Origin of the sequence: Luteimonas aquatica, from assembly GCF_022662575.1 — a bacterium.
Taxonomy (GTDB): Bacteria; Pseudomonadota; Gammaproteobacteria; order Xanthomonadales; family Xanthomonadaceae; genus Luteimonas; species Luteimonas aquatica.
In genome coordinates this window covers 71,238-90,911 of record NZ_JALBFU010000006.1, presented here as the reverse complement: position 1 = coordinate 90,911, position 19,674 = coordinate 71,238, and the positions used below count along the sequence as shown (strand labels likewise).

Below are 19,674 nucleotides of genomic sequence, written 5' to 3'. Positions count from 1 at the left end.
CTCAGTGCGGGGCGTGGCGGGAGAGGGCGGCGGAGGCATGCCGTCGCGCGCGCAGGTCGGCCTCGCGCAGGACGTCCAGCGAATCGGCGCGCGCGGGCGGCAGCGCCGCCAATGCGTCCTCGACCAGGGCCGGAATGGACAGGAAACCGATCCGGCCCTGAAGAAAGGCTGAAACCGCGATTTCGTTGGCCGCGTTCAGCACCGCGGGGGCGGTGCCGCCGGCCTCCAGGGCCGCATAGGCCAGGCGCAGGCAGGGGAAGGCGGCAAGGTCGGGGGGCTCGAAATCGAGGCGACCGTGGGCGAGCAGGTCGAGCCCGCCGACCCCGGATTCGATGCGCCGCGGCCAGGCGAAGCCGATGGCCAGGGCGGTGCGCATGTCCGGCAGGCCGAGCTGGGCCAGGGTGGAGCCGTCGACGAATTCCACCAGCGAGTGCACCAGGCTCTGCGGGTGCACCAGCACGTCGATGCGGGCCCCGGGCAGGCCGAACAAGTGATGGGCCTCGATCACCTCCAGGCCCTTGTTCATCAGGGTGGCCGAGTCGACCGAGATCTTCGGCCCCATCGACCACTTCGGATGCGCCACCGCCTGCGCCGGCGTGACGCCGGCCAGCCGTTCGCGCGTCCAGCCGCGGAAGGGGCCGCCCGAGGCGGTGAGCACGATCCGGCGCACGTCCTCGCGCGCGGCCGGCAGGCAGCGCGCGCGGTCGGCGGGGGCGCCGTCGCGATCGGCCGGCCGCGGGGCCGGCAGGCACTGGAAGATGGCGTTGTGCTCGCTGTCGATGGGGACGATGCGCGCGCCGTTGGCGTCGGCCGTGGCCATCAGCAGTTCGCCGGCCAGGACCAGGGATTCCTTGTTGGCCAGCAGCAGGCGCTTGCCCGCGCCGGCGGCGGCCAGGGTGGAGTCCAGCCCGGCGGCGCCCACGATCGCGGCGACCACGGTCTGGCACTCGGGGCCGGCGGCCAGCGCGGTGAGCGCGGCGGCGCCGGCATGGGCCCGGGTCGGCAGGCCGGCCGCGCGCAGCCCCTCGCGCAAGGCGGGGAATCCGCCCTCGTCGGCGATCACCGCATGCTCCGGGCGGTGCCGTAGGCACAGCGCCAGCAAGGCCTCGACGTTGCTGCCGGCGGCGAGCACGCCGGCGCGCAGCGTTTGCGGATGGCGGGCGATCACGTCCAGCGCGGACGCGCCGATCGAGCCGGTGGCCCCCAGGACGGCAACGGTCTGCACGGTCAAAGCCCCAGGATTTCCTTGCCGACCAGGAACACCGGCAAGGCCGCCAGTACACCGTCGATGCGGTCGAGGATGCCGCCGTGCCCGGGGATCAGGGTGCCGGAATCCTTGGCGCCGACATGGCGCTTGAGCAGGCTCTCGAACAGGTCGCCGAGCACCGAGAACAGCACCGTCACCGCGCACAGCAGCGCCAGCTGCGGCAATTGCGCGACCGTCGCCCCGGCGTACCAGCCTGCGGCCAGGCCGACGCCGACGCCGGCCACCAGGCCGCCGAGCAGGCCTTCGATGGTCTTGTTGGGGCTGATCCGCGGCGCCAGCTTGAGCGTGCCGAACTGCCGTCCGGCGAAATAGGCGCCCGAATCGGCCGCCCACACCACCATCAGCGCGGTCAGCAGCCAGCGATGGCCGAACGGCTCGCCGCTGTGGATCAGCACCAGCGCGCACCAGGCCGGCAGCGTCGCCAGGGTGCCGGCGGCCAGCTTGAACACGCGCGCGTGGGTGTCGTGGTCGGAGGCGAAGTCATAGAAGCGCAGCCACAGCAGCGACAGCACCCACCAGCCCACGCCCACCAGCGTGGCGATCTGCAGCAGCACCAGCGGGCTGCCGGAGGCCCACAGCAGCAGCACCATCAGCATCAGGTTGAGCACCAGCAGCACGGTGCGCTGCAGCGTGTCGCCGATCTCGGCCAGCTTCAGCCATTCCCACAGGCCGAGCAGGAACACGATCGCCGCCAGCGCCGCCATCCACGGCGTGGGCAGGAACAGGATCGCCAGGATGGCCACCGGCGCCATCAGCAGCGCCGCGAGGACGCGGGTGCGGGTCATGCGTCGGACCCCGCCGGCGGCGGGACGGGCCGGGACGGTGCGCGCAGCGCGCCGCCTGACGGGACGGCCGGATGAGTCGGGATCATGGCGCGGATTCTTCCATGGCGGCGACCTGCGCGCCGGTCAGGCCGAAGCGGCGTTCGCGCCCGGCGTAGTCGTCGAGGGCACGCTGCAGCAGGGCGGCGTCGAGCTCCGGCCACAGCGTCGGGGTGAACCACAGTTCGGTATAGGCCAGCTGCCAGAGCAGGAAGTTGCTGATGCGCAGGTCCCCGCCGGTGCGGATGAACAGGTCCGGCGGCGGCAGGTCGGCCAGGGCCATGCGCGCGGCCAGCGCCGATTCGTCGATCTGTTCCGGGCGCAGGCGGCCGGCGGCGACGTCTTCGGCCAGCGACCGCGCCGCCTGCGCGATGTCCTGGCGGCCGCCGTAGCTGGCGGCGATGGTCAGCGTCAGGCGGGTGTTGCCGCGGGTCTGGGCCTCGGCGGCGGCCATGCGTTCGAGGATCGGCGCGCTGAAGCGCTCGCGTTCGCCGATGAAGCGGATGCGCACCTGGCGGCGGTCGAGTTCGGCCACCTCGCGCTCGAGCGCGCCCAGGAACAGCTTCATCAGCGCGCCGACCTCTTCCTCCGGACGGCCCCAGTTCTCGCTGGAGAAGGCGAACAGGGTCAGCGCCTGGATGCCGCGCTCCAGGCAGAACTCGATGCACAGGTTGACCGCGCGCGCGCCGGCGCGATGGCCGATCACCCGCGGGCGCTTGCGCTGCGCGGCCCAGCGCCCGTTGCCGTCCATGATGACGGCGAGATGGCGCGGAACGCGGGCGGCGGCCAGCGCGGGCGGAGACTCGCTCATGGGGCCTGGGCCTCAGACGGCCATCAGCTCCTGTTCCTTGGCCTTGACCACCTCGTCGACGTCCTTGATCGCCTTGTCGGTCAGCTTCTGGATCTCGTCCTCGCTGCGGCGCTCGTCGTCCTCGGTGATGGCCTTGTCCTTGAGCAGGTCCTTGACCTGCTGGTTGGCGTCGCGGCGGATGTTGCGGATCGCCACCTTGGCGCCTTCGCCCTCGCCGTGGACGACCTTCGAGAGTTCCTTGCGGCGCTCCTCGGTGAGGGCGGGAAGGTTGATGCGGATCACGGTTCCGGCGGTGGTCGGGGTCAGGCCGAGGTCGGAGGCCAGGATCGCCTTCTCCACGGGGCCGACCATCTGCTTCTCCCACGGGGTGATGGTCAGCGAGCGGGCGTCGGAAATGGCGACGCTGGCGACCTGCGACAGCGGCATGTCCGAGCCGTAGTAGTTCACCTTCAGGTGGTCGACCAGCGAGGCGGAGGCGCGGCCGGTGCGAATCTTGCCAAGGTCGTGGCGCAGGGCTTCCACGCTCTTGTGCATGCGCGTCTGCGCGTCCTTCTTGATGTCGTTGGGCGTCATCGCTGGCTCCGGAATCGAATACGTAACCGGAGGATTATAGCCATCCGGACCGCGGCTACGGCCGCGGCCCGCCCGCCGGGCGCCGCCGCGGCGCGTGCGCGGCCGCGGGCGGGTCAGTGGCCGTGATGCGGCGCGCGGTCGTGGCGGTCGTGCTCGCAGGCGCCGCCGTGCTCGATCTGCAGGGTCGGGTGATTGATGCCGAAGCGGTGGTCGAGCGCGTGCGCGAGGCGATCGATGAAGGCGTCCTGGTCGTCGCCGGCGGGCCGCACCAGGTGCGCGGTCATGGCGATTTCGCCCGCGCCCAGCGACCAGATGTGCAGATGGTGCACCGCGACAACCCCGGGCTGGGCGCCCAGGAAGTCCAGCACCTGCGTCCGATCGATGCTGGCGGGCACCGCGTCCATGGCGGCGTTGAAACTGTCGCGCAGCAGGCCGAACGCGCCCACCGCGATCGCCAGGCTGATCAGCAGGGCGGTCACCGGGTCGAGCCAGGACCAGCCGAGGGTGAGCATGCCGACGCCGGCCAGGACCGCGGCCAGGGACACGGCGGCATCGGCCATCAGGTGCAGGAAGGCGCCGCGGCGGTTGAGGTCGTGGGCATGGCCGTCGCGCACGAACCAGGCCGCGACCAGATTGACGCCGATGCCCAGGGCGGCGACCACGATCACCGGAACGGCCGGGATCTGCGGCGGCGTGCCGAGCCGGCCGACCGCCTCCCAGGCCAGCGCCCCGGAGAAGGCCACCACCAGCAGGACGTTGGCCAGCGGCGAAAGCAGGGTGGCGCGGCGCCAGCCGTAGGTGTGCCGGTCGGTGGGCGGCCGCCTCGCCAGCACCGCCGCCGCCCAGGCCAGGCCGAGGCCGAGCACGTCGCCGAGGTTGTGGACGGCGTCGGAGAGCAGCGCCAGCGAGTCGGTGAGGAAGCCGTAGGCGGCCTCGAGCACGGTATAGGCCAGGTTGATCAGCGTGATCGTGGCGAAGGCGCGCGTGCTGGCGCCATGCGCGTGGCCGTGCGCATGGCCGTGGGAGTGGGCGTGGCTGTGCATGGCGGGATGCTGTCACGCCGCCGGCGCGGACACTATTTCAATGCGGCCGCGTGACCGGGCCGGCCATGCCTTCGGCGCGCCCACCCGCCGGGCGCCGCCGGCCGAGGCCGGCGCGTCAGGCGCGGCTGCGCACCAGCGTGCCGATCGGTTCCCCGCGCAGGATGCGCAGCAGCTGGCCGGGTTGCGCCATGTCGAAGATGCGCAGCGGCAGGTCGCTGTCGCGGCACAGGGCGAAGGCGGCGGTGTCCATCACGTTGAGGTTGCGCGCGATCACCTCGTCGTAGGTGAGGCTGTCGAAGCGCTTGGCGTCCGGGTTCTTCTTCGGGTCGGCGTCGTAGACGCCGTCGACCTTGGTGGCCTTGAGCAGCAGGTCGGCGCCGATCTCGATCGCGCGCAGCGCGGCGCCGGAATCGGTGGTGAAGAACGGATTGCCGGTGCCGGCGGCGAAGATCGCGATGCGGCCCTTTTCCAGGTGGCGGATGGCGCGGCGCCGGATGTAGTCCTCGCACACGTCGTTGATCTTGATCGCGCTCATCACGCGCACGCGGGCGCCGAGCTTCTCCAGCGCGTCCTGCATCGCCAGGGCGTTGATGACGGTGGCCAGCATGCCCATCTGGTCGCCGGTGACGCGGTCCATGCCGCCGGCCGCCAGGCCCGCGCCGCGGAAGATGTTGCCGCCGCCGATCACCACCCCGACCTCGGCCCCGGCCTGCTGCGCTTCGATGATCTCGCGCGCCAGGCGCCCGATCACCTTGGGATCGATGCCGTAGTCCTCCTCGCCCATCAAGGCCTCGCCGGAAAGCTTCAACAGGACGCGGCGATAGGCGAGTTGGGTCATGAGCGGTCTCGGGGCGATGAGCGCGGCGATTTTAGGGGTTCTTGGTCTTTTGCGCATCCGCAGCATCGCGCCGCCGCGCACGGAGCAGGTAGGGCGAACGCCGCGATCCGCGTTTTCGTAGGCATGAACAGACGCGTCCTGCTGCGAAACGGAAGACTGCGCTTGCGGGCGAAGACGCGCTGTCGGGCGGCGCAATCGCGCCGGGCGGCATGTTACAACTGTAACCATGCCGACCTGCCGCCGCCGCCAACCGTCGCCTTCCGAGCGCCCGTCGCCCGGCTGCGGACGATGGGCGCGTGGCCGGATGCCTGGCGCCGGCGCATGAGTTCGGCGGCACCGAACGCGCGCGACCCCGCGCCGCATTCCGATCTCGACCGCCAACCGGGGGAGGACGCGCCCGTCGAGCGCGACGACGCGGCTCCGGGGTTCGTGGCCTTCGTGCGCGACCACCAGGAGGCGCTGGTGGCCTTCCTGCGCAAACGCGCCGCCGAGGAGGACGCGCGGGACATGGCCCAGGAGGCGATGGTCCGGCTGATGCGCTATCGCCACCAGCCGCACGCCCAGTTGCGCGCCCTGATGTACCGGATCGCGCTGAACGTCTTCAACGATCGCGGACGCCGAGAGCAGTCGCACCACGGCGCGGTCCACGTCAGTTTCGACGACGACACGCTGGCCCTGCCGTCGGCGGAACTGACCCACGACGAGCGCATCGACAACGAACAGACGCTGGCGCGGGTGCGCGACGCCATCCTGCGCCTGCCGCCGCGCTGCCGGCAGGTCTACCTGCTCAACCGGATCGAGGGCATGCGCTACGCCGAGGTGGCGCGGCATTGCGGCATCTCGGTCAAGGCCGTGGAAAAGCACATCGGCAAGGCGCTGCAGGCGCTGCGCGACTGCCTGCCGCCGGACGCGGGCCGCAGCGGAGGCCGCTCGTGAACGCCGCCGCATCCCGCCAGGGCCCGCGCGACGGGCGCGCCGAGGCCTGGGCGGCGCGCCTGATGGCGCCGGACTGCACCGCGGCCGAGCACGCCGCCTTCGAGGACTGGCTGGCCGAAGCGCCCGGCAACGTCGAGGCCTACGTGGAAGCCGAGCAGGCGCACGCGCTGGCGGCGAGCCTGCGCGAGGACCCGTTCGTGCGCGCGGCCGCGCGCGGCGCACGGCGCCGTCCGCCGCGGCAAGGCTGGCGCTGGCTGCCGGCGGTCTCGGTCGCCGCCACCCTGGCCATCGCGGTCGGCGCGGTGGCCTGGCGCATGTGGCCGGCGGGCGAGGCGGTCGCGCCGATCGCGCACGCGACCGCGGTCGGCGAGCAGCGCCAGCTCACGCTTGCCGACGGCACGCGCCTGCTGCTGGACACCGACTCGGCCGTGGACGTGCGCCTGGGCGCGGGCGAGCGCCTGCTGGAGGTGCGTCGCGGTCGCGTGCAGATCGATGTCGGCCGCGACCCGCGTCCTTTCGCGGTGCGCGCGGGCGGGGCGCTGGTGCACGACATCGGCACGCTGTTCCAGGTCAGCCGCGAGCGCGGCGCGGGCGCGCGCATCGGCCTGATCGAAGGCGCGGTGCAGGTGTCGCTGGCCGACGCCCCGGACGCGACGCGCCAGATGCTGGCCCCGGGCGAGCAGGTGGCGGTCGAGGCCGACGGCACGCTGGGCCGCAAGCGCGGCCTGGACCTGGAGACCGCACGCGCCTGGCCGCGCGGCGACCTGGTCTTCCGCGAACGCCCGCTCGACCAGTTGCTCGAGGAGGCCAACCGCTACTCGACCACCCAGCTGCGGCTGGGCGACCCGGCGCTTGGCGGCATCCGCGTGAGCGGGGTATTCCATGCCGGCGATCAGGATGCGCTGAGCAAGGCCCTGGAGCAGGGCTGGGGGCTGCGGGCCGAGCGGACCGGCACGCACGAGATCGTGCTGCAGCGTCAGGCCGGCTCCAGATAACCTGGTTCCAAACAGCTGAACGGGCACCGGGCCTGACGCGGCGGGGACTGGCCGGACGGGCGGCTTGCCGCGTTCCGCCGGTGGCCCCGCGGGCGCGAAGGTGCATGGCAGAATAGCCCGCCCGCGGCGCGCGACGTCCGGGGGACGCTGCGGCCGATGCCGCCCCAAAGCCTCGGGACTGCATGGTCCGATTTCGTCACAGCTCGCTCCGATGCACGCTCTGGCTGTGCGCGGCCCTGGCGGCAGGTCTTCCCGGCCTGCCGGCCTCGGCGTGGGCGGCCGGGCCGGCGGAGGTCCGCTTCGAGATCGCGCCGGGCACGCTCGAGGACGCGCTCGAGGCGCTGGCGCGCCAGGGGCGGGTGCAACTGCTGTACGCCCCGACGCTGGTGGCCGGGCGCCGCAGCGCCGGGCTGCGCCTGGAATCCGCGCCGGCCGATGCGCTCGCGCGGCTGCTGCGCGGCAGCGGGCTGCAGGCGGTGCCGGTCAACGCCGACACGTACCTGCTCAAGGCCGCGCCCGTCGCGCCGCCGCGGCCGCGCGCCGTCGCCGCCGGACCGTCGGAGCTGCCCACGCTGACGACCGAGCTGACCACGGTGCAGGTGACCGGCAGCCGCATCCCGCGCAGCGACATCGACATGGTCTCGGCGTTCCCGCTGACCGTGATCACCCGCGACGACATCGAGTCCAGCGGCAAGCAGACCCTGTTCGAGCTGCTGCGGGCGCAGCCCGGCATGGCCGCGCACCATCCGATCTCGGTCTCCACCGACGGCGCCAACAATGCGCAGCAGCCTTTCGCCGTCGCCGCCACCACCAGCCTCAATACGCTCGGTCCGCGCGCAACGTTGTTCCTGGTGGACGGCCAGCGCGTGGCCAACTACGGCCTGGTCTCCTCCGACCTCGGCGGCCTGGTCGATCTGGACAGCATTCCGCTGAGCATCGTCGAGCGCATCGAGATCCTGCGCGGCGGCGCCTCGGCGATCTATGGCGCCGACGCCATGGCCGGCGTGGTCAACATCATCCTGCGCACCGCGCAGCAGGGCGGCGAGGTGACGATGCGCTACGGCCTGTCCGAGCGCGGCGACGCCGCCGAGCGGCGCCTGTCCTTCGGCATCGGGCACGATACCCGTGGCGGCGGCGCGGTCTTCGTCGGCGGCGAAGTGCTGCGGCGCGACGAGCTGCTCGGCGCCGACCGCGGCTGGCGCACCGCCGATCGCCGCCGCGACGGCCTCGGCGACGAGCGCATCCGGCTCGGCTATTCCTACTACGACCTGATGCGCGTGTTCGACCAGCCCGCGGTCACGCGCGGCTATTGCCGCGGCGCCGCGCCGTCCACGGTGGACGGCTGCCTGTTCGATCCGCCGCGCGGCGCCAGCCTGCAGCCCGAGACGCAGCGCTCCTCCCTCTACGTGCATGCGCATCGGCCCTTCGGCGAGCGCGGCGAACTGCATGCCGAGATCCGCGCGGCCAGCCTGACCCAACGCCTGCGCAATGCGCCCTTCTATCTGAACGTGCAGCTGCGCCCCGACCATCCCGACAATCCGGACCACCTGCCGTCGCTGAACTACGCCTTCGACGACCTGGGTCCGATCCGCAACCGCACCGAGGAGGACACGCTCGACGCCACCGCCGGCGCGCGCGGCATGTGGGGCGACTGGAGCTGGGACCTGGCCGTGGGCCATCACCAGAACCGCGTGGTCAGCCGCACCGACGGCCTGCTGCGCGGGAGCGCGTTCGAGGCCGCACTCCCCGACTACCGTTTTGCGGGCCCGAATGATCCCGCGCTGCTGGCCACGATCTCGCCGCGCATCACCACGCGCGGCAAGGCGACGCTGCAACAGGTCTCCTTCAATGTCGGCGGCCCCTGGTTTCCCTTGCCGGGGGGCGTCGCCCGCGTCGCGGCAGGCATCGAATACGGGCACGAATCGCTGCGCCACCGGCCCGATGCGCTGCTGCTCAACAACGAGGTGACGCTGGCCGAGCAGCGCATCGCCATCGACGACAGCCGCGACAACGCCGCGCTGTACGCCGAGTTGAACCTGCCGTTCTGGCCGAGCCTGCAGGCCGATCTCGCCGCGCGCGCGGACTACCGGCAAGGCTACGGCCACCGGCTGTCGCCGAAGCTCGGCCTGAAATGGAGCGTCAGCGACAGTTTCACCCTGCGCGGCACCTTCGCCACCGGCTACCGCGCGCCGAGCATGTTCGAGCTGCGGCGTCCCAACGTCCCGGAAACCTTCATCGACCTGCCCGAAAGCGACACGCTCAAGCCTTGCGCCTTCCCTTCCGGGGACGGTCAGCAGCGATGCTACCTCATACGCAAATCCATCGAGAACCGCGACCTGCGCCCGGAGACCTCGCGCAGCGGCCTGCTCGGCTTCATCTGGTCGCCGACGCCGCGGCTGAGCCTGAGCGTCGACCACTACCGGATCGTGCGCAGGAACGAGATCCTGCGCGTGCAGGCCGACGACGATCCCGCGCTGTTCAAGACGCGCGTGGGGCGCAACGAGTTCGGGCAGGTCGTCGACATCTACGAGTACTACGGCAACATCGGCAGGACCGAGTCCAGCGGCTGGCAGTTCGACGCGCAATACCGCAACGACGCCGGGCGCTACGGCCAGTTCGTCTGGCACGTTTCCGGCGATGCCCTGCAGACCCTGCGCCGCCGCACGCACGTCAACGCGCCGAGCCTGGACTACGCGGGCTACGGCGCGCCCAGGCAGAGCGTGCTGGCGTCGCTGCAATGGAACATCGATCACTGGAGCAGCACGCTCTGGGTGCGCTGGCTGGGCACGCGCAAGATCGGAACGCCGCAGGAGGGCTGCCCGGCGCCGAACCTGGCGGCGGGGCGCTGCACCGACCCGAGCGTGACCATGGTGGACCTGGATGTGGCCTGGTCGGGGATTCCGCGCTGGCGCTTCGCCGCGAACGTGCAGAACCTCACCGACCGCGAGCCGGTCAACTACGAGATCGGCAGCGGCGGCTATTCTGCCAACTACGACGACCCGCGCGGCCGCTACTACATGCTGAGCGCGACGTACCGGTTCTGACGCGTGCGACCGCGGCATTGTCCGGGACGCGGTCTGGGGGACGCGCGAACGCCTGACGCCCGACTGCGCTAGCATCGCGCCTCCCATAGGCAAGGAACCCGATCATGGCCGTGCAGACCCTGCAGGAATTTCTCTCGCATTCGAAGGAAAAGGACGCCAGCGGCGATGCCTTCGAACTGGAAAGCCCCCACCTGCTGGAGGTGCGGCTCAACGGCCTGGTCTGGGCCAAGGCCGGGGCGATGGTCGCGCGCAAGGGCGAGGTGAAGTTCACCCGCCAGGGGCTGTTGGAGCAGGGGCTGGGCAACCTGCTGAAGAAGGCGGTGAGCGGCGAGGGCATGCAGCTGATGAAGATGGAGGGCAGCGGCCGCGTCTATCTCGCCGACGGCGGCAAGAAGATCACTCTGCTGCGGCTGGCGGGCGAGGCGATCTTCGTCAACGGCAATGACGTGCTGGCCATCGAGTCGACCGTCGAGAACCAGATCACGATGATGCGCAGGGTGGCGGGCATGCTGTCGGGCGGCCTGTTCAACGTGCGCCTGAGCGGGCACGGCATCGTCGCCATCACCTCGCACTACGAGCCGCTGACCCTGCCGGTGAGCGCGCAGACCGGCCCGGTGTTCACCGATCCCAACGCCACCGTCGCCTGGTCGGGCGGGCTGACGCCGGAGATCGTCACCGACATCTCGTTCGGTACCCTGTTCGGGCGCGGCTCGGGGGAGAGCATCCAGCTCAGGTTCGCCGGCGAGGGCTGGGTGGTGGTGCAGCCTTACGAGGAAGTGGTGCTGCAGGCCAAGGAATGAGAACGCGAAAGCGATGACCTGGGCGCATTGGCCCGCAGTCGATGCCGATAGGGCATCGACTAGGCGCGGGCCAATGCCCAATGCCAGGGTTCGTAGATGATGCCGTGGGGGTTGTCGCGCGGATAGGTCATCACGAAGCCGTAGGCGCCGGCGTTGCGCCGCAACCAGTCGAACGCCGGCGTGTTCTCGAAGGACTCCTCGGCCGGCGGCTCGCCGGGGGCGCCGATGTCCAGCGCCAGGCCGGAGTGGTGCTCCGAATAGCCGGGCGCGGCGTTCACCGCCAGGATCTGCTCGAGCGATTGTCCGCGCGCGCGCTTGCGCTCGAAGATGCCCAGCTGGTAGTCGTGGCTGCGGTAGCCTGAGATCGCCTCCAGCACCACGCCTTCGTGCAGGGCGGACCAGCGCAGGCTGTGCCAGGCGCGCGCGGCGTCCGCGTGCAGCCACAACGGCCGCCGGTAGCGGTCGAGGCCGGCGAAGGCGAGCCGGTCGGGCTCGGCGACCAGCGGCAGGCCGGTGCGATCGGCATAGTCCTCCGCGTCGAGGCCGAGCATGTCCAGGCGTTCCTGCAGCCGGTGCAGGGGCAGGTGCGCCACCGTCTCGACGCCGGCGCGCCGATGCGCGGCGACGCGGTCCAGGGCGTCGACCGCCTCGTCGATGCCGGGCTCGCGCGTCCAGCGCTGCACCAGCGGCAGCAGGCCCTCGGGCAGCTCGGCGGCGAGGTAGCGGCCGTCGCGCTTGCGGCGCAGCACGCGGCGCGCCCGCGCCAGCGCGCGCGCATCGTGGTTGCTGCGCGCGCGCAGCAGATGCGCCGGCCACAGCTCGATGTCGGCGGTATTGATCAGTTGCGTGGGGCGGTCTCGCATGGCCGCAGCATAGGCGCATCGCGCCGCCCGCGTCACGCCGCGGCCGCCCGGGCGGCGCGATCCCGCCGCCGTCGGCGACGGCTAATCCTGCGGCGGCGTCTGCGCCATCCGGCGCAGTTCGTCGAGCAGGGCCTGCGGCTTCTCCGGGCTGAGCAGGAGCAGCTTGCCCTTGCCGTGCGGCAGCACCAGCACGCGCCGCCGGTCGGTCAGCACGCAGAAGGCGCGGCGGCGGTTGCGCAGCAGGTAATGGCCGGCCTTGAAGCCGGGCAGGCCGAAGCCGAACAGGCGCAGCATCGGCTTGAACTCGATGTGTTCGTCGAGCGAGACGATCCGCGCCTGGTCGAGCGACAGCTCCTCCACCGGCACGCGCCGCGTATGCAGCGCGGCCTCGGCGACGAGCATGCGGCCCTTCAGGCGGATGCGTCGATGCAGCAGCAGGATGTAGGGACCGATCACTACCAGCGCGAGGCCGAACGGCACGACCAGCCACCACGGCACGGGATTGTGCGGCGGCTGCTGGTGCGGCTGCGCGTAGGCGATCACCAGCAGCGCCACCCACAGCGCCAGCAGGATCCCCCACGAGAGGCGGCTCGGCGCCGCGACCGGAAAATCCTGGACGGCTTTGCTCGTGTTCATGCGCATGTCCCGGCGGGAATGACGTTCATGGCCGGTGTCGGCCCGGAGAAGGATGTCGCGTTGGTCCGCATGGTTGCCTCGAGGATCGCCGGCCGCAGGGCGGCACGGCCGGCGGAACGAAGAACAGGGCGCCGGCACCGGCCGCCGCTCATTCCGCCGGCTGCTCTTCCTCGGACGGCGTCCTCGGCGTCGGCAGCCTGCCGGACCTGCGCAGGGCCTCGCGCAGCACGTACTCGATCTGCGCGTTGAGACTGCGCAACTCGTCGTCCGCCCAGCGCTGCGCCGCGGCCAGGACTTCGGCGTTGATGCGCAGCGGGTAGGCCTTCTTGTCCGTCATCGGCAAGGCGGGCGGCCGTCAGTAGAGCGTGCCGGCGTTGACGATCGGCTGCGTGGCGCGGTCGCCGCACAGCACCACCAGCAGGTTGCTGACCATGTTGGCCTTGCGCTCCTCGTCCAGCTGCACCACGCCGTTCTTCTGCAGTTCGGCCAGCGCCATCTCGACCATGCCGACCGCGCCGGCGACGATGCGCGTGCGCGCGGAGATGATCGCGTTGGCCTGCTGGCGCTGCAGCATTGCCTGGGCGATCTCCGGCGCGTAGGCGAGGTGGCTGATGCGGGCGTCGAGCACCTGCACGCCGGCGTCGGCGAGGCGCTCGACCAGCTCGTTCTTCAGGTGCAGGGAGATTTCCGCGGCATGGCTGCGCAGCGCCAGTTGGCCTTCCTCGTGCTGGTCGTAGGGATAGCTGGTGGCCATCGCCCGCAGCGCGGATTCGGACTGGATGTGCACGAAGCTCTCGTAGTCGTCGACGTTGTAGACCGCCTCGGCCGAGTCCACCACCTGCCATACGATCACGGCGGCGATCTCGATCGGGCTGCCGTCGAGCTCGTTGACCTTGAGCTTGCCGCTCTCGAAGTTGCGCACGCGCTGGCTGACCTTCTTCTTGGTGAAGAAGGGGTTGTTCCAGCGCAGGCCGTTGTCCTTCACCGTGCCCACGTACTTGCCGAACAGGCTCAGCACCGCGGCCTGGTTGGGCTCGACCATGTACACGCCGCACAGGCTGAGCAGGGCGGCGGCGCCCATCAGCACGGCGAGCACGCACAGCGGCCAGGCGACCGCCAGGCCGACGATGAACAGGAATACGGATGCCACCGCGGCAAGCAGCAGCCCGAGCAGCATCGGAATGCCGGGCAGCGAGCGGATCGGGTTCTCTTTCACAGCGTGTCTCCTTGGCCTTTCCCCTAGTTGCGGAGAATTTGATATCAAAATGATATCAACGTCAAGAAGGTGATGCCGGAGTCGGTCGGGGCTTCACAAGTGATTGATTTATAAGTGCCATGCCGGCTGCGGCTCAGTCGGTATTGAGATAGAGCAGCGGCGCCGGCGCGAATTCGCCGGTGGCGAACAGGCCGCGCCCGCCCTGGGCCCAGCCGAGGGCCTCGGCCTGCGGCAGCCAGGGCAGCTCGTGCACCGCCGGCTTGCCCGCCAGCGCCTGCGCCCAGTTCTGGCGCGCGCCGCGCCGGTACAGCAGCACCTCGTTGTAGGTCATCACCGCGATGCGGCCGCGGTCCGGGGCGATGTCGGCGGCGGTGACCTGGTGGCGGATGCGCGCCATGCGTGCGTTGGCGCGCAGTTCCTCGGCGCTGGGCGGCGGCACGCCCGTGAGCGTCCCCAGGCGCTGCGCCACCTGCACTTCCTCGTCGCGCGGCCGCAGCGGCACTGCGAACAGTTCCGGCGGGGTGCGCTTCTTCGAGATCAGCAGCACCTGACCGAGGATCGGATCGACCGCGACCGCTTCGCAGTCGCGCGCGCCGTCCGGCCAGCGGAACGCGATCGACCAGTCTGGCCGCAGCGCGCGGCCGGTGGCCTGCGCGTCCAGCGCGGCCGGCTCCTCGAACACGTGCAGCTGCAGGCTGCGCCGCAGGCCGCCGTTGTCGCCGGTATCGGCGACCAGCAGGTAGCGGCGCCCGTCGAGCTCGAAGGCGGAGAGGTCTTCCCAGTCGGTATTGGCGATGCCGTCGACGCGGAACGTCGCCAGCAGCTGCCCGCGCGTGCCCACCGCGAACAGTCGCGGCGCATGTCCGCCGTCGTCGAGCATCCACAGCACGTCCTCGTGCGCGCGCGAGGCCGCCAGCCCGCTGACCTCGTTCAGCCGATCGTCCATCAGCATGCCGGAGAGCTGCGCGAACGGCGGCTTCTGCACGCTGCAGGCGGCGAGCAGCAGCGGCAGCCCCAGCAGGACGGGCAGCGCAGCAAGGCGGGGCGGCGCGTGAGCGGACGGCATCGGCATGCCCGCAGCATGGCATCGCGGCGATGGCGGCGGAAGCGGGCTCGCGGCACTTGCGCGGCGCGCGGCGCCTGATCGCCGAAAAGCAGCGTTTCGGCCCGGCGCGCCGGGATCGCCGCCGCGCGTTCTACAATGGCGCTTTCCGCACAGCAGGCCGCGCATGACCAAGCCCGTCGTCATCGGTACGCCGCATTCGGAGCACGCGCTGCGCGTGCTGCTGCTGGGATCGGGCGAGCTCGGCAAGGAAGTGGCCATCGAGCTGCAGCGCTTCGGCGTGGAGGTGATCGCGGCGGACCGCTACGCCGACGCGCCCGCGATGCAGGTCGCGCACCGCTGCCACGTGCTGGACATGCTCGAGGGCGCCGCGATCCGCGCGCTGATCGAACTGGAAAAGCCGCATCTGGTGGTGCCCGAGATCGAGGCCATCCATACCGAGACCCTGGTGGAGCTGGAGCGCGAGTTCGCGCAGGCCGGCACCGCGACGCGCATCGTGCCCACGGCGCGCGCGGCGCGCCTGACCATGGACCGCGAAGGCATCCGCCGGCTCGCGGCCGAGACGCTGGGGCTGCCGACCTCGCCCTATCGCTTCGTGGACACGCGCGAGGACTACCACCAGGCGGTGCGGGCGCTGGGACTGCCGTGCGTGGTCAAGCCGGTGATGTCCTCCTCGGGCAAGGGCCAGAGCCTGGTGCGCTCCGACGCGGACATCGACGCCGCCTGGGATTACGCGCAGACCGGCGGACGCGCCGGCGCCGGACGGGTAATCGTCGAGGGCTTCGTCGATTTCGACTACGAGATCACCCTGCTGACCGTGCGCCACGCCGCCGGCACGGCGTTCTGCCCGCCGGTCGGCCACCTGCAGCGCGACGGCGACTACCGCGAGAGCTGGCAGCCGCAGCCGATGTCGGCGCAGGCGCTGGCCGGCGCCTGCGCGATCGCCAAGGCGGTCACCGACGACCTGGGCGGCTGGGGCCTGTTCGGCGTGGAGCTGTTCGTCAAGGGCGACGAGGTCTGGTTCAGCGAGGTCTCGCCGCGGCCGCACGACACCGGCCTGGTGACGCTGATCTCGCAGGAGCTGAGCCAGTTCGCGCTGCATGCGCGCGCGATCCTCGGCCTGCCCATTCCCGCCGACGAAGCGGGCTGGATCGACCTGATCGGGCCTTCGGCTTCGTGCGCGGTACTGGCGCAGGGGCACGGCGTGCCGGTGTTCGGTGCCGTGGACGCGGCGCTGCGCGCGCCGCGCACCGCGCTGCGGCTGTTCGGCAAGCCGCGCGTGGAAGGGCAGCGCCGGGTGGCCGTGACCCTGGCGCGCGGCGAGGACGCCGAGCAGGCGCGCGCGCTCGCGCGCGAGGCGGCGTCCGCGCTGGTCGTCGAGTTGCGCTGATTCCTTCCCCCGAACCGTTCCGGAGCAGACAGGCATGAACGACAGCAACGGCTACGCCGTGTTCTTCTTCCCGCAGGCGCTCGAAGCCCTGGGCGAGGCGATCAAGCCCTATCTGCAGGACAGCCCGGCCGGGCCGCACGTGCTGTGCCATGAGATCGACACCGGCGGCGCCTTGATCGAGATGACCCTGCGCGGCCGCTCGCCGGAGGGGCGCGAGGTGTCGCTGGAGCTGATGGTGCCCAGCGGCATGGTGCGGATGGTGGTGTCCACGCACAGCGACGGCCTGTTCGGCTTCACCCCGCGCGGCACGGAGGCGGCGGCTGCGCCGGCGGCGGCCTTGCCGACCGGCGGGCAGGGCGCGGCACCGGCGGACGGGAAGAAGCAATAGCGCACTGGCGATCCGCACCCGGGCGCGGCGCGCCCGGGTGTCCGCGCGCTCACTCGCCCCAGACGATCGGCTGCTCGCGCTCGTGCGCATGGGCGCGGGCCCAGTCGCCGTAGCGCTGCTCGACGACGTCGCGCTTGACCTTCATGGTCGGCGTCATGATGCCGTTGTCGATGCTCCAGGTCTCGCGGGCGACGTAGAGCTTGGCGATCTTCTCGTGCGCCTCCAGCGTGCCGTTGACCGCGTCCATGTCGGCCAGCAGCTCGCGTTCCAGCGCCTCGCGCGCCCGCCCGCGCGCGTGCGGGGTCAGGGTGATGATCATGACCGGCTGGCTCAGCTGCGTTCCCATCAGGCAGAGCTGGTCGATGCCGGTGTTGCGCGCCATCGCGCCCTCGATCGGCGCGGGCGCGACGTACTTGCCTTTCAGGGTCTTGAAGATGTCCTTGATGCGGCCGACGATGTAGAGGAAGCCGTCCTCGTCGACGCGGCCCTTGTCGCCGGTTCGGAGCCAGCCGTCGTCGGTGAAGCTCTCGCGGGTGCGCTCCGGGTCGAGGTAGTAGCCCGGCATGACGCCGGGATGCTTAAGCAGGATCTCGCCCTCCTCGGACAGCTTGAAGCCGGCATCGGCCATCGGCTTGCCGATCGATCCGAAGCGGTAGTCGTGCGGCAGGTTGAGCGAGCAGTACGCGCCGGACTCGGTGGGGCCGCAGCCCTCCTGGATCAGGATGCCGAGCTTGTCGCGGAACCACTGCAGCGTGCTCACCGGGATCGGCGCCGCGCCGCTCAGGCAGAAGAGCGCGTTGTCCAGGCCGATGGCGCGCCGCAGCCTGCGCCGCACCAGCCTCCCCGCCAGCGGCAGCGACAGCAGCAGGTCCAGGCGCTTTTGCGGGATCTTCTGCAGGATGCCCGCCTGCAGGCGCATCCACACCAGCGGCACCGCGAAGAAGCGGGTCGGCGCCACCTGCGGCAGCTGCTGCGCCAGCTTGTCCAGCGATTCCAGGAAGTGCACCTGCGCGCCCCACATCAGGCTGCCGTTCGCCACCGTCAGCCGTTCCAGGAAGTGCGCCAGGGGCAGGTAGGAGAACAGGCGCTCGTTCTCGCACAACCGCGGCGCGACGTTGTTGAAGGCGCGGCGCAGGAAGCGCAGGTTGTCGGCGGTGAGCATCACTCCTTTCGGATTGCCGGTGGTGCCCGAGGTGTAGATCAGCACGTACAGCGCGTCGGCGGCCGGCAGCGGGTAGTCGCGCAGCGGTTCGAAGCCGCCGCTGAAGGCTTCCCATTCGACGTCGCCCGGCGGCGCGGCGGGATAGGGCATGCGGATCTTCAGCACGCCTTCGGGGATCGCCTCCAGGAACTGCGGGCCGTCGAGCATCGGGCCGAGGAACAGCGCGCGGGCCTGGCTGTGCTCGAGGACGTAGCGGGTGATCTTCTGCGCCTGCTTCGGATACAGGCCGACCGGCACGTGGCCGGCCATCGTGATCGCCAGGTCGGCGAGCAGCCAGTGCGCGGTGTTGAAGCCGGAGATCGCGATGCGGCTGCCCGGCGGCCAGCCCTGCGCGCGCAACGCGGCCGCCATGCGCCCGACCTGCGCGGCGGCCTCGTCCCAGGTATGGCTCAGCACCTTGCCTTCGACCGGCTGGAACAGCCATGGCTGGCCCGCCTTTTCGCGCGCCAGCCGCAGCAGGATCTCCACCGGCAGCTCTTCCGGTGCCTTCGTCGTGGTGTCCGCCGCCTCGCGCATCGCCCCCGCGCCTCCGCGTCAGCCGCGCTGGTACATGGTCACGATGCAGGCGCCGCCCAGTCCGAGATTGTGCTGCAGGGCGATGCGCGCGCCCTCCACCTGGCGCTTGTCGGCGCTGCCGCGCAGCTGCCAGACCAGTTCGGTGCATTGCGCCAGGCCGGTCGCGCCGAGCGGATGGCCCTTGGACAGCAGGCCGCCGGAGGGATTGGTCACGTACTTGCCGCCATAGGTGTTGTCGCCGTCCCAGATGAAGCCTTCGGCGCCGCCCTCGGCGCACAGGCCGAGCGCTTCGTAGGTCAGCAGCTCGTTGGCGGTGAAGCAGTCGTGCAGCTCCACCACGTCGACGTCCTCCGGGCCGATGCCGGTCTGCTCGTAGACCTGCCGCGCCGCCTCCCGGCTCATGTCGTAGCCGACCATCTTGATCATGCTCCTGGGCTCGAAGCTGGAGGCGTAGTCGGTGGTCATGCTCTGGCCGGCGATCTGCACCGCGTTGGCGATGCCGTGCTTCCTGGCGAACGCGTCCGAGCACAGCACCGCCGCGCCGGCGCCGCAGGTGGGCGGGCAGCACTGGAAGCGCGTGAGCGGGTCGAACACCTCGTCCGAGGCGAGGATCTGCTCCAGGCTCAGCTTCTCGTTGAACAGCGCATAGGGGTTGTTGCTGGCGTGCGCGCGCGCCTTCTCGGAGATCTTGGCGAAGGTCTCCTTGCGGGTGCCGTGCTGCCAGCGGTATTCGCGGCCGGCGCCGCCGAACATCTGCGCGGCGATCGGCGCCGCGCTCATGCCCTGCAGGTCGGCCATCACCTGCGCATGCTGGCCGAGCGGCGTCTCGCGGTCGTCGAACTTGGAGCCGAGCGCGCCCTTTTCCATCTTCTCGAAGCCCAGCGCGAGCACGCACTCGGCCGCGCCGCTTTCCACCGCCTGCCGCGCCAGCCACAGCGCGGTCGAGCCGGTGGAGCAGTTGTTGTTGACGTTGATCACCGGAATGCCGGTCAGGCCGAGCTCGTACACCGCGCGCTGGCCGCAGGTGGAATCGCCGTAGACGTAGCCCACGTAGGCCTGACGGACCTGCTCGAAGGGAATGCCGGCGTCCTTGAGCGCCAGCTGCCCGGCCTCGCGCGCCATCTCGTAGTACTCGGGGCTGGCGCCGGGTTTGGTGAACTTGGTCATGCCGACGCCGATGACGTTGACGCGGGTGCTCATGCGGGGCTCCTGTGGGGGGCGTGCCGCGCGCCGTGCCGGCGCGCAGGGGAGG

19 protein-coding genes are annotated in these 19,674 nt (G+C 71.3%); 6 read left to right on the top strand and 13 right to left on the bottom strand.

The window, feature by feature from the left end:
* Position 1: 1 nt before the first annotated feature.
* From dxr to pyrH, 6 genes are all read right to left on the bottom strand, one after another.
* Positions 2-1,231, bottom strand: a complete 1,230-nt coding sequence (gene dxr / locus MD221_RS12890) for a 1-deoxy-D-xylulose-5-phosphate reductoisomerase (protein WP_242112213.1) — start codon at positions 1,229-1,231, stop codon at positions 2-4.
* Positions 1,228-2,052: a phosphatidate cytidylyltransferase gene (locus MD221_RS12885; protein ID WP_242112212.1), complete on the bottom strand. Its 825-nt coding sequence runs from the start codon at positions 2,050-2,052 to the stop codon at positions 1,228-1,230. Before MD221_RS12885 ends, dxr begins: the two co-directional genes overlap by 4 nt.
* 82 nt (positions 2,053-2,134) lie before the next feature.
* Positions 2,135-2,899 (bottom strand): polyprenyl diphosphate synthase, encoded by a 765-nt coding sequence (gene uppS, locus MD221_RS12880; protein ID WP_242112211.1) that lies wholly within the window; start codon positions 2,897-2,899, stop codon positions 2,135-2,137.
* Positions 2,900-2,911: 12 nt separating this feature from the next.
* Positions 2,912-3,472 (bottom strand): ribosome recycling factor, encoded by a 561-nt coding sequence (gene frr / locus MD221_RS12875; RefSeq protein ID WP_242112210.1) that lies wholly within the window; start codon positions 3,470-3,472, stop codon positions 2,912-2,914.
* A gap of 113 nt (positions 3,473-3,585) precedes the next feature.
* Complete coding sequence (locus tag MD221_RS12870; protein ID WP_242112209.1) at positions 3,586-4,515, bottom strand: cation diffusion facilitator family transporter; 930 nt, start codon at positions 4,513-4,515, stop codon at positions 3,586-3,588.
* Between the two features lie 115 nt (positions 4,516-4,630).
* A complete protein-coding gene (gene pyrH, locus MD221_RS12865; RefSeq protein WP_242112208.1) occupies positions 4,631-5,353 on the bottom strand; it encodes a UMP kinase in 723 nt (240 codons plus the stop codon).
* Positions 5,354-5,674: 321 nt separating this feature from the next.
* Between pyrH and MD221_RS12860 the strand changes: the two genes are divergently transcribed.
* The 4 genes from MD221_RS12860 (at position 5,675) to MD221_RS12845 (ending at position 11,128) form a co-directional block, all read left to right on the top strand.
* A complete protein-coding gene (locus MD221_RS12860; protein ID WP_242112207.1) occupies positions 5,675-6,289 on the top strand; it encodes an RNA polymerase sigma factor in 615 nt (204 codons plus the stop codon).
* The gene (locus MD221_RS12855; RefSeq protein ID WP_242112206.1) at positions 6,286-7,284 is read left to right on the top strand and encodes a FecR family protein; all 999 of its coding nucleotides are present in this window, start codon (positions 6,286-6,288) and stop codon (positions 7,282-7,284) included. Before MD221_RS12860 ends, MD221_RS12855 begins: the two co-directional genes overlap by 4 nt.
* Positions 7,285-7,466: 182 nt before the next feature.
* Positions 7,467-10,328 carry a TonB-dependent receptor gene (locus tag MD221_RS12850; protein WP_242112204.1) on the top strand — a complete coding sequence of 954 codons (2,862 nt, stop codon included), beginning with the start codon at positions 7,467-7,469 and terminating at the stop codon, positions 10,326-10,328.
* Between the two features lie 104 nt (positions 10,329-10,432).
* Positions 10,433-11,128, top strand: a complete 696-nt coding sequence (locus MD221_RS12845; protein WP_242112203.1) for an AIM24 family protein — start codon at positions 10,433-10,435, stop codon at positions 11,126-11,128.
* 59 nt (positions 11,129-11,187) lie between these two features.
* Here the strand turns inward: MD221_RS12845 and MD221_RS12840 are convergent, their stop codons facing one another.
* The 5 genes from MD221_RS12840 to MD221_RS12820 form a co-directional block, all read right to left on the bottom strand.
* A complete protein-coding gene (locus MD221_RS12840; protein WP_242112202.1) occupies positions 11,188-11,991 on the bottom strand; it encodes a M15 family metallopeptidase in 804 nt (267 codons plus the stop codon).
* An 81-nt stretch (positions 11,992-12,072) separates the two neighbouring features.
* Positions 12,073-12,627: a PH domain-containing protein gene (locus MD221_RS12835; protein WP_242112200.1), complete on the bottom strand. Its 555-nt coding sequence runs from the start codon at positions 12,625-12,627 to the stop codon at positions 12,073-12,075.
* 148 nt (positions 12,628-12,775) lie between these two features.
* Complete coding sequence (locus MD221_RS12830; RefSeq protein ID WP_242112199.1) at positions 12,776-12,964, bottom strand: type II toxin-antitoxin system antitoxin; 189 nt, start codon at positions 12,962-12,964, stop codon at positions 12,776-12,778.
* An 18-nt stretch (positions 12,965-12,982) separates the two neighbouring features.
* On the bottom strand, positions 12,983-13,843 hold the full coding sequence (locus MD221_RS12825; protein ID WP_242112197.1) for an SPFH domain-containing protein: 861 nt from the start codon (positions 13,841-13,843) through the stop codon (positions 12,983-12,985).
* A 133-nt stretch (positions 13,844-13,976) separates the two neighbouring features.
* Positions 13,977-14,909 carry a hypothetical protein gene (locus MD221_RS12820; protein ID WP_242112196.1) on the bottom strand — a complete coding sequence of 311 codons (933 nt, stop codon included), beginning with the start codon at positions 14,907-14,909 and terminating at the stop codon, positions 13,977-13,979.
* A gap of 163 nt (positions 14,910-15,072) precedes the next feature.
* Between MD221_RS12820 and purT the strand changes: the two genes are divergently transcribed.
* Together purT and MD221_RS12810 are read left to right on the top strand one after the other, a co-directional pair.
* Positions 15,073-16,296 (top strand): formate-dependent phosphoribosylglycinamide formyltransferase, encoded by a 1,224-nt coding sequence (gene purT / locus MD221_RS12815; RefSeq protein WP_242112195.1) that lies wholly within the window; start codon positions 15,073-15,075, stop codon positions 16,294-16,296.
* Between the two features lie 34 nt (positions 16,297-16,330).
* Entirely contained in the window at positions 16,331-16,684 is a 354-nt protein-coding gene (locus MD221_RS12810; protein WP_242112194.1) for a hypothetical protein, read from the top strand.
* A gap of 49 nt (positions 16,685-16,733) precedes the next feature.
* Here MD221_RS12810 and MD221_RS12805 read toward each other — a convergent pair whose 3' ends face one another.
* Both MD221_RS12805 and MD221_RS12800 read right to left on the bottom strand, forming a co-directional pair.
* On the bottom strand, positions 16,734-18,422 hold the full coding sequence (locus MD221_RS12805; RefSeq protein ID WP_242112193.1) for an AMP-binding protein: 1,689 nt from the start codon (positions 18,420-18,422) through the stop codon (positions 16,734-16,736).
* Positions 18,423-18,440: 18 nt separating this feature from the next.
* Entirely contained in the window at positions 18,441-19,622 is a 1,182-nt protein-coding gene (locus MD221_RS12800) for a lipid-transfer protein (protein ID WP_242112192.1), read from the bottom strand.
* Positions 19,623-19,674 lie beyond the last annotated feature (52 nt).

Coding starts and splice junctions, on each gene's coding strand:
- MD221_RS12885 (WP_242112212.1), bottom strand. CDS start 2,052: ATGACCCGCACCCGCGTCCTCGCGGCGCTGCTGATGGCGCCGGTGGCC.
- uppS (WP_242112211.1), bottom strand. CDS start 2,899: ATGAGCGAGTCTCCGCCCGCGCTGGCCGCCGCCCGCGTTCCGCGCCAT.
- frr (WP_242112210.1), bottom strand. CDS start 3,472: ATGACGCCCAACGACATCAAGAAGGACGCGCAGACGCGCATGCACAAG.
- MD221_RS12870 (WP_242112209.1), bottom strand. CDS start 4,515: ATGCACAGCCACGCCCACTCCCACGGCCATGCGCACGGCCACGCGCAT.
- pyrH (WP_242112208.1), bottom strand. CDS start 5,353: ATGACCCAACTCGCCTATCGCCGCGTCCTGTTGAAGCTTTCCGGCGAG.
- MD221_RS12860 (WP_242112207.1), top strand. CDS start 5,675: ATGAGTTCGGCGGCACCGAACGCGCGCGACCCCGCGCCGCATTCCGAT.
- MD221_RS12850 (WP_242112204.1), top strand. CDS start 7,467: ATGGTCCGATTTCGTCACAGCTCGCTCCGATGCACGCTCTGGCTGTGC.
- MD221_RS12845 (WP_242112203.1), top strand. CDS start 10,433: ATGGCCGTGCAGACCCTGCAGGAATTTCTCTCGCATTCGAAGGAAAAG.
- MD221_RS12840 (WP_242112202.1), bottom strand. CDS start 11,991: ATGCGAGACCGCCCCACGCAACTGATCAATACCGCCGACATCGAGCTG.
- MD221_RS12835 (WP_242112200.1), bottom strand. CDS start 12,627: ATGAACACGAGCAAAGCCGTCCAGGATTTTCCGGTCGCGGCGCCGAGC.
- MD221_RS12830 (WP_242112199.1), bottom strand. CDS start 12,964: ATGACGGACAAGAAGGCCTACCCGCTGCGCATCAACGCCGAAGTCCTG.
- MD221_RS12820 (WP_242112196.1), bottom strand. CDS start 14,909: ATGCCGTCCGCTCACGCGCCGCCCCGCCTTGCTGCGCTGCCCGTCCTG.
- purT (WP_242112195.1), top strand. CDS start 15,073: ATGACCAAGCCCGTCGTCATCGGTACGCCGCATTCGGAGCACGCGCTG.
- MD221_RS12810 (WP_242112194.1), top strand. CDS start 16,331: ATGAACGACAGCAACGGCTACGCCGTGTTCTTCTTCCCGCAGGCGCTC.
- MD221_RS12805 (WP_242112193.1), bottom strand. CDS start 18,422: ATGCGCGAGGCGGCGGACACCACGACGAAGGCACCGGAAGAGCTGCCG.
- MD221_RS12800 (WP_242112192.1), bottom strand. CDS start 19,622: ATGAGCACCCGCGTCAACGTCATCGGCGTCGGCATGACCAAGTTCACC.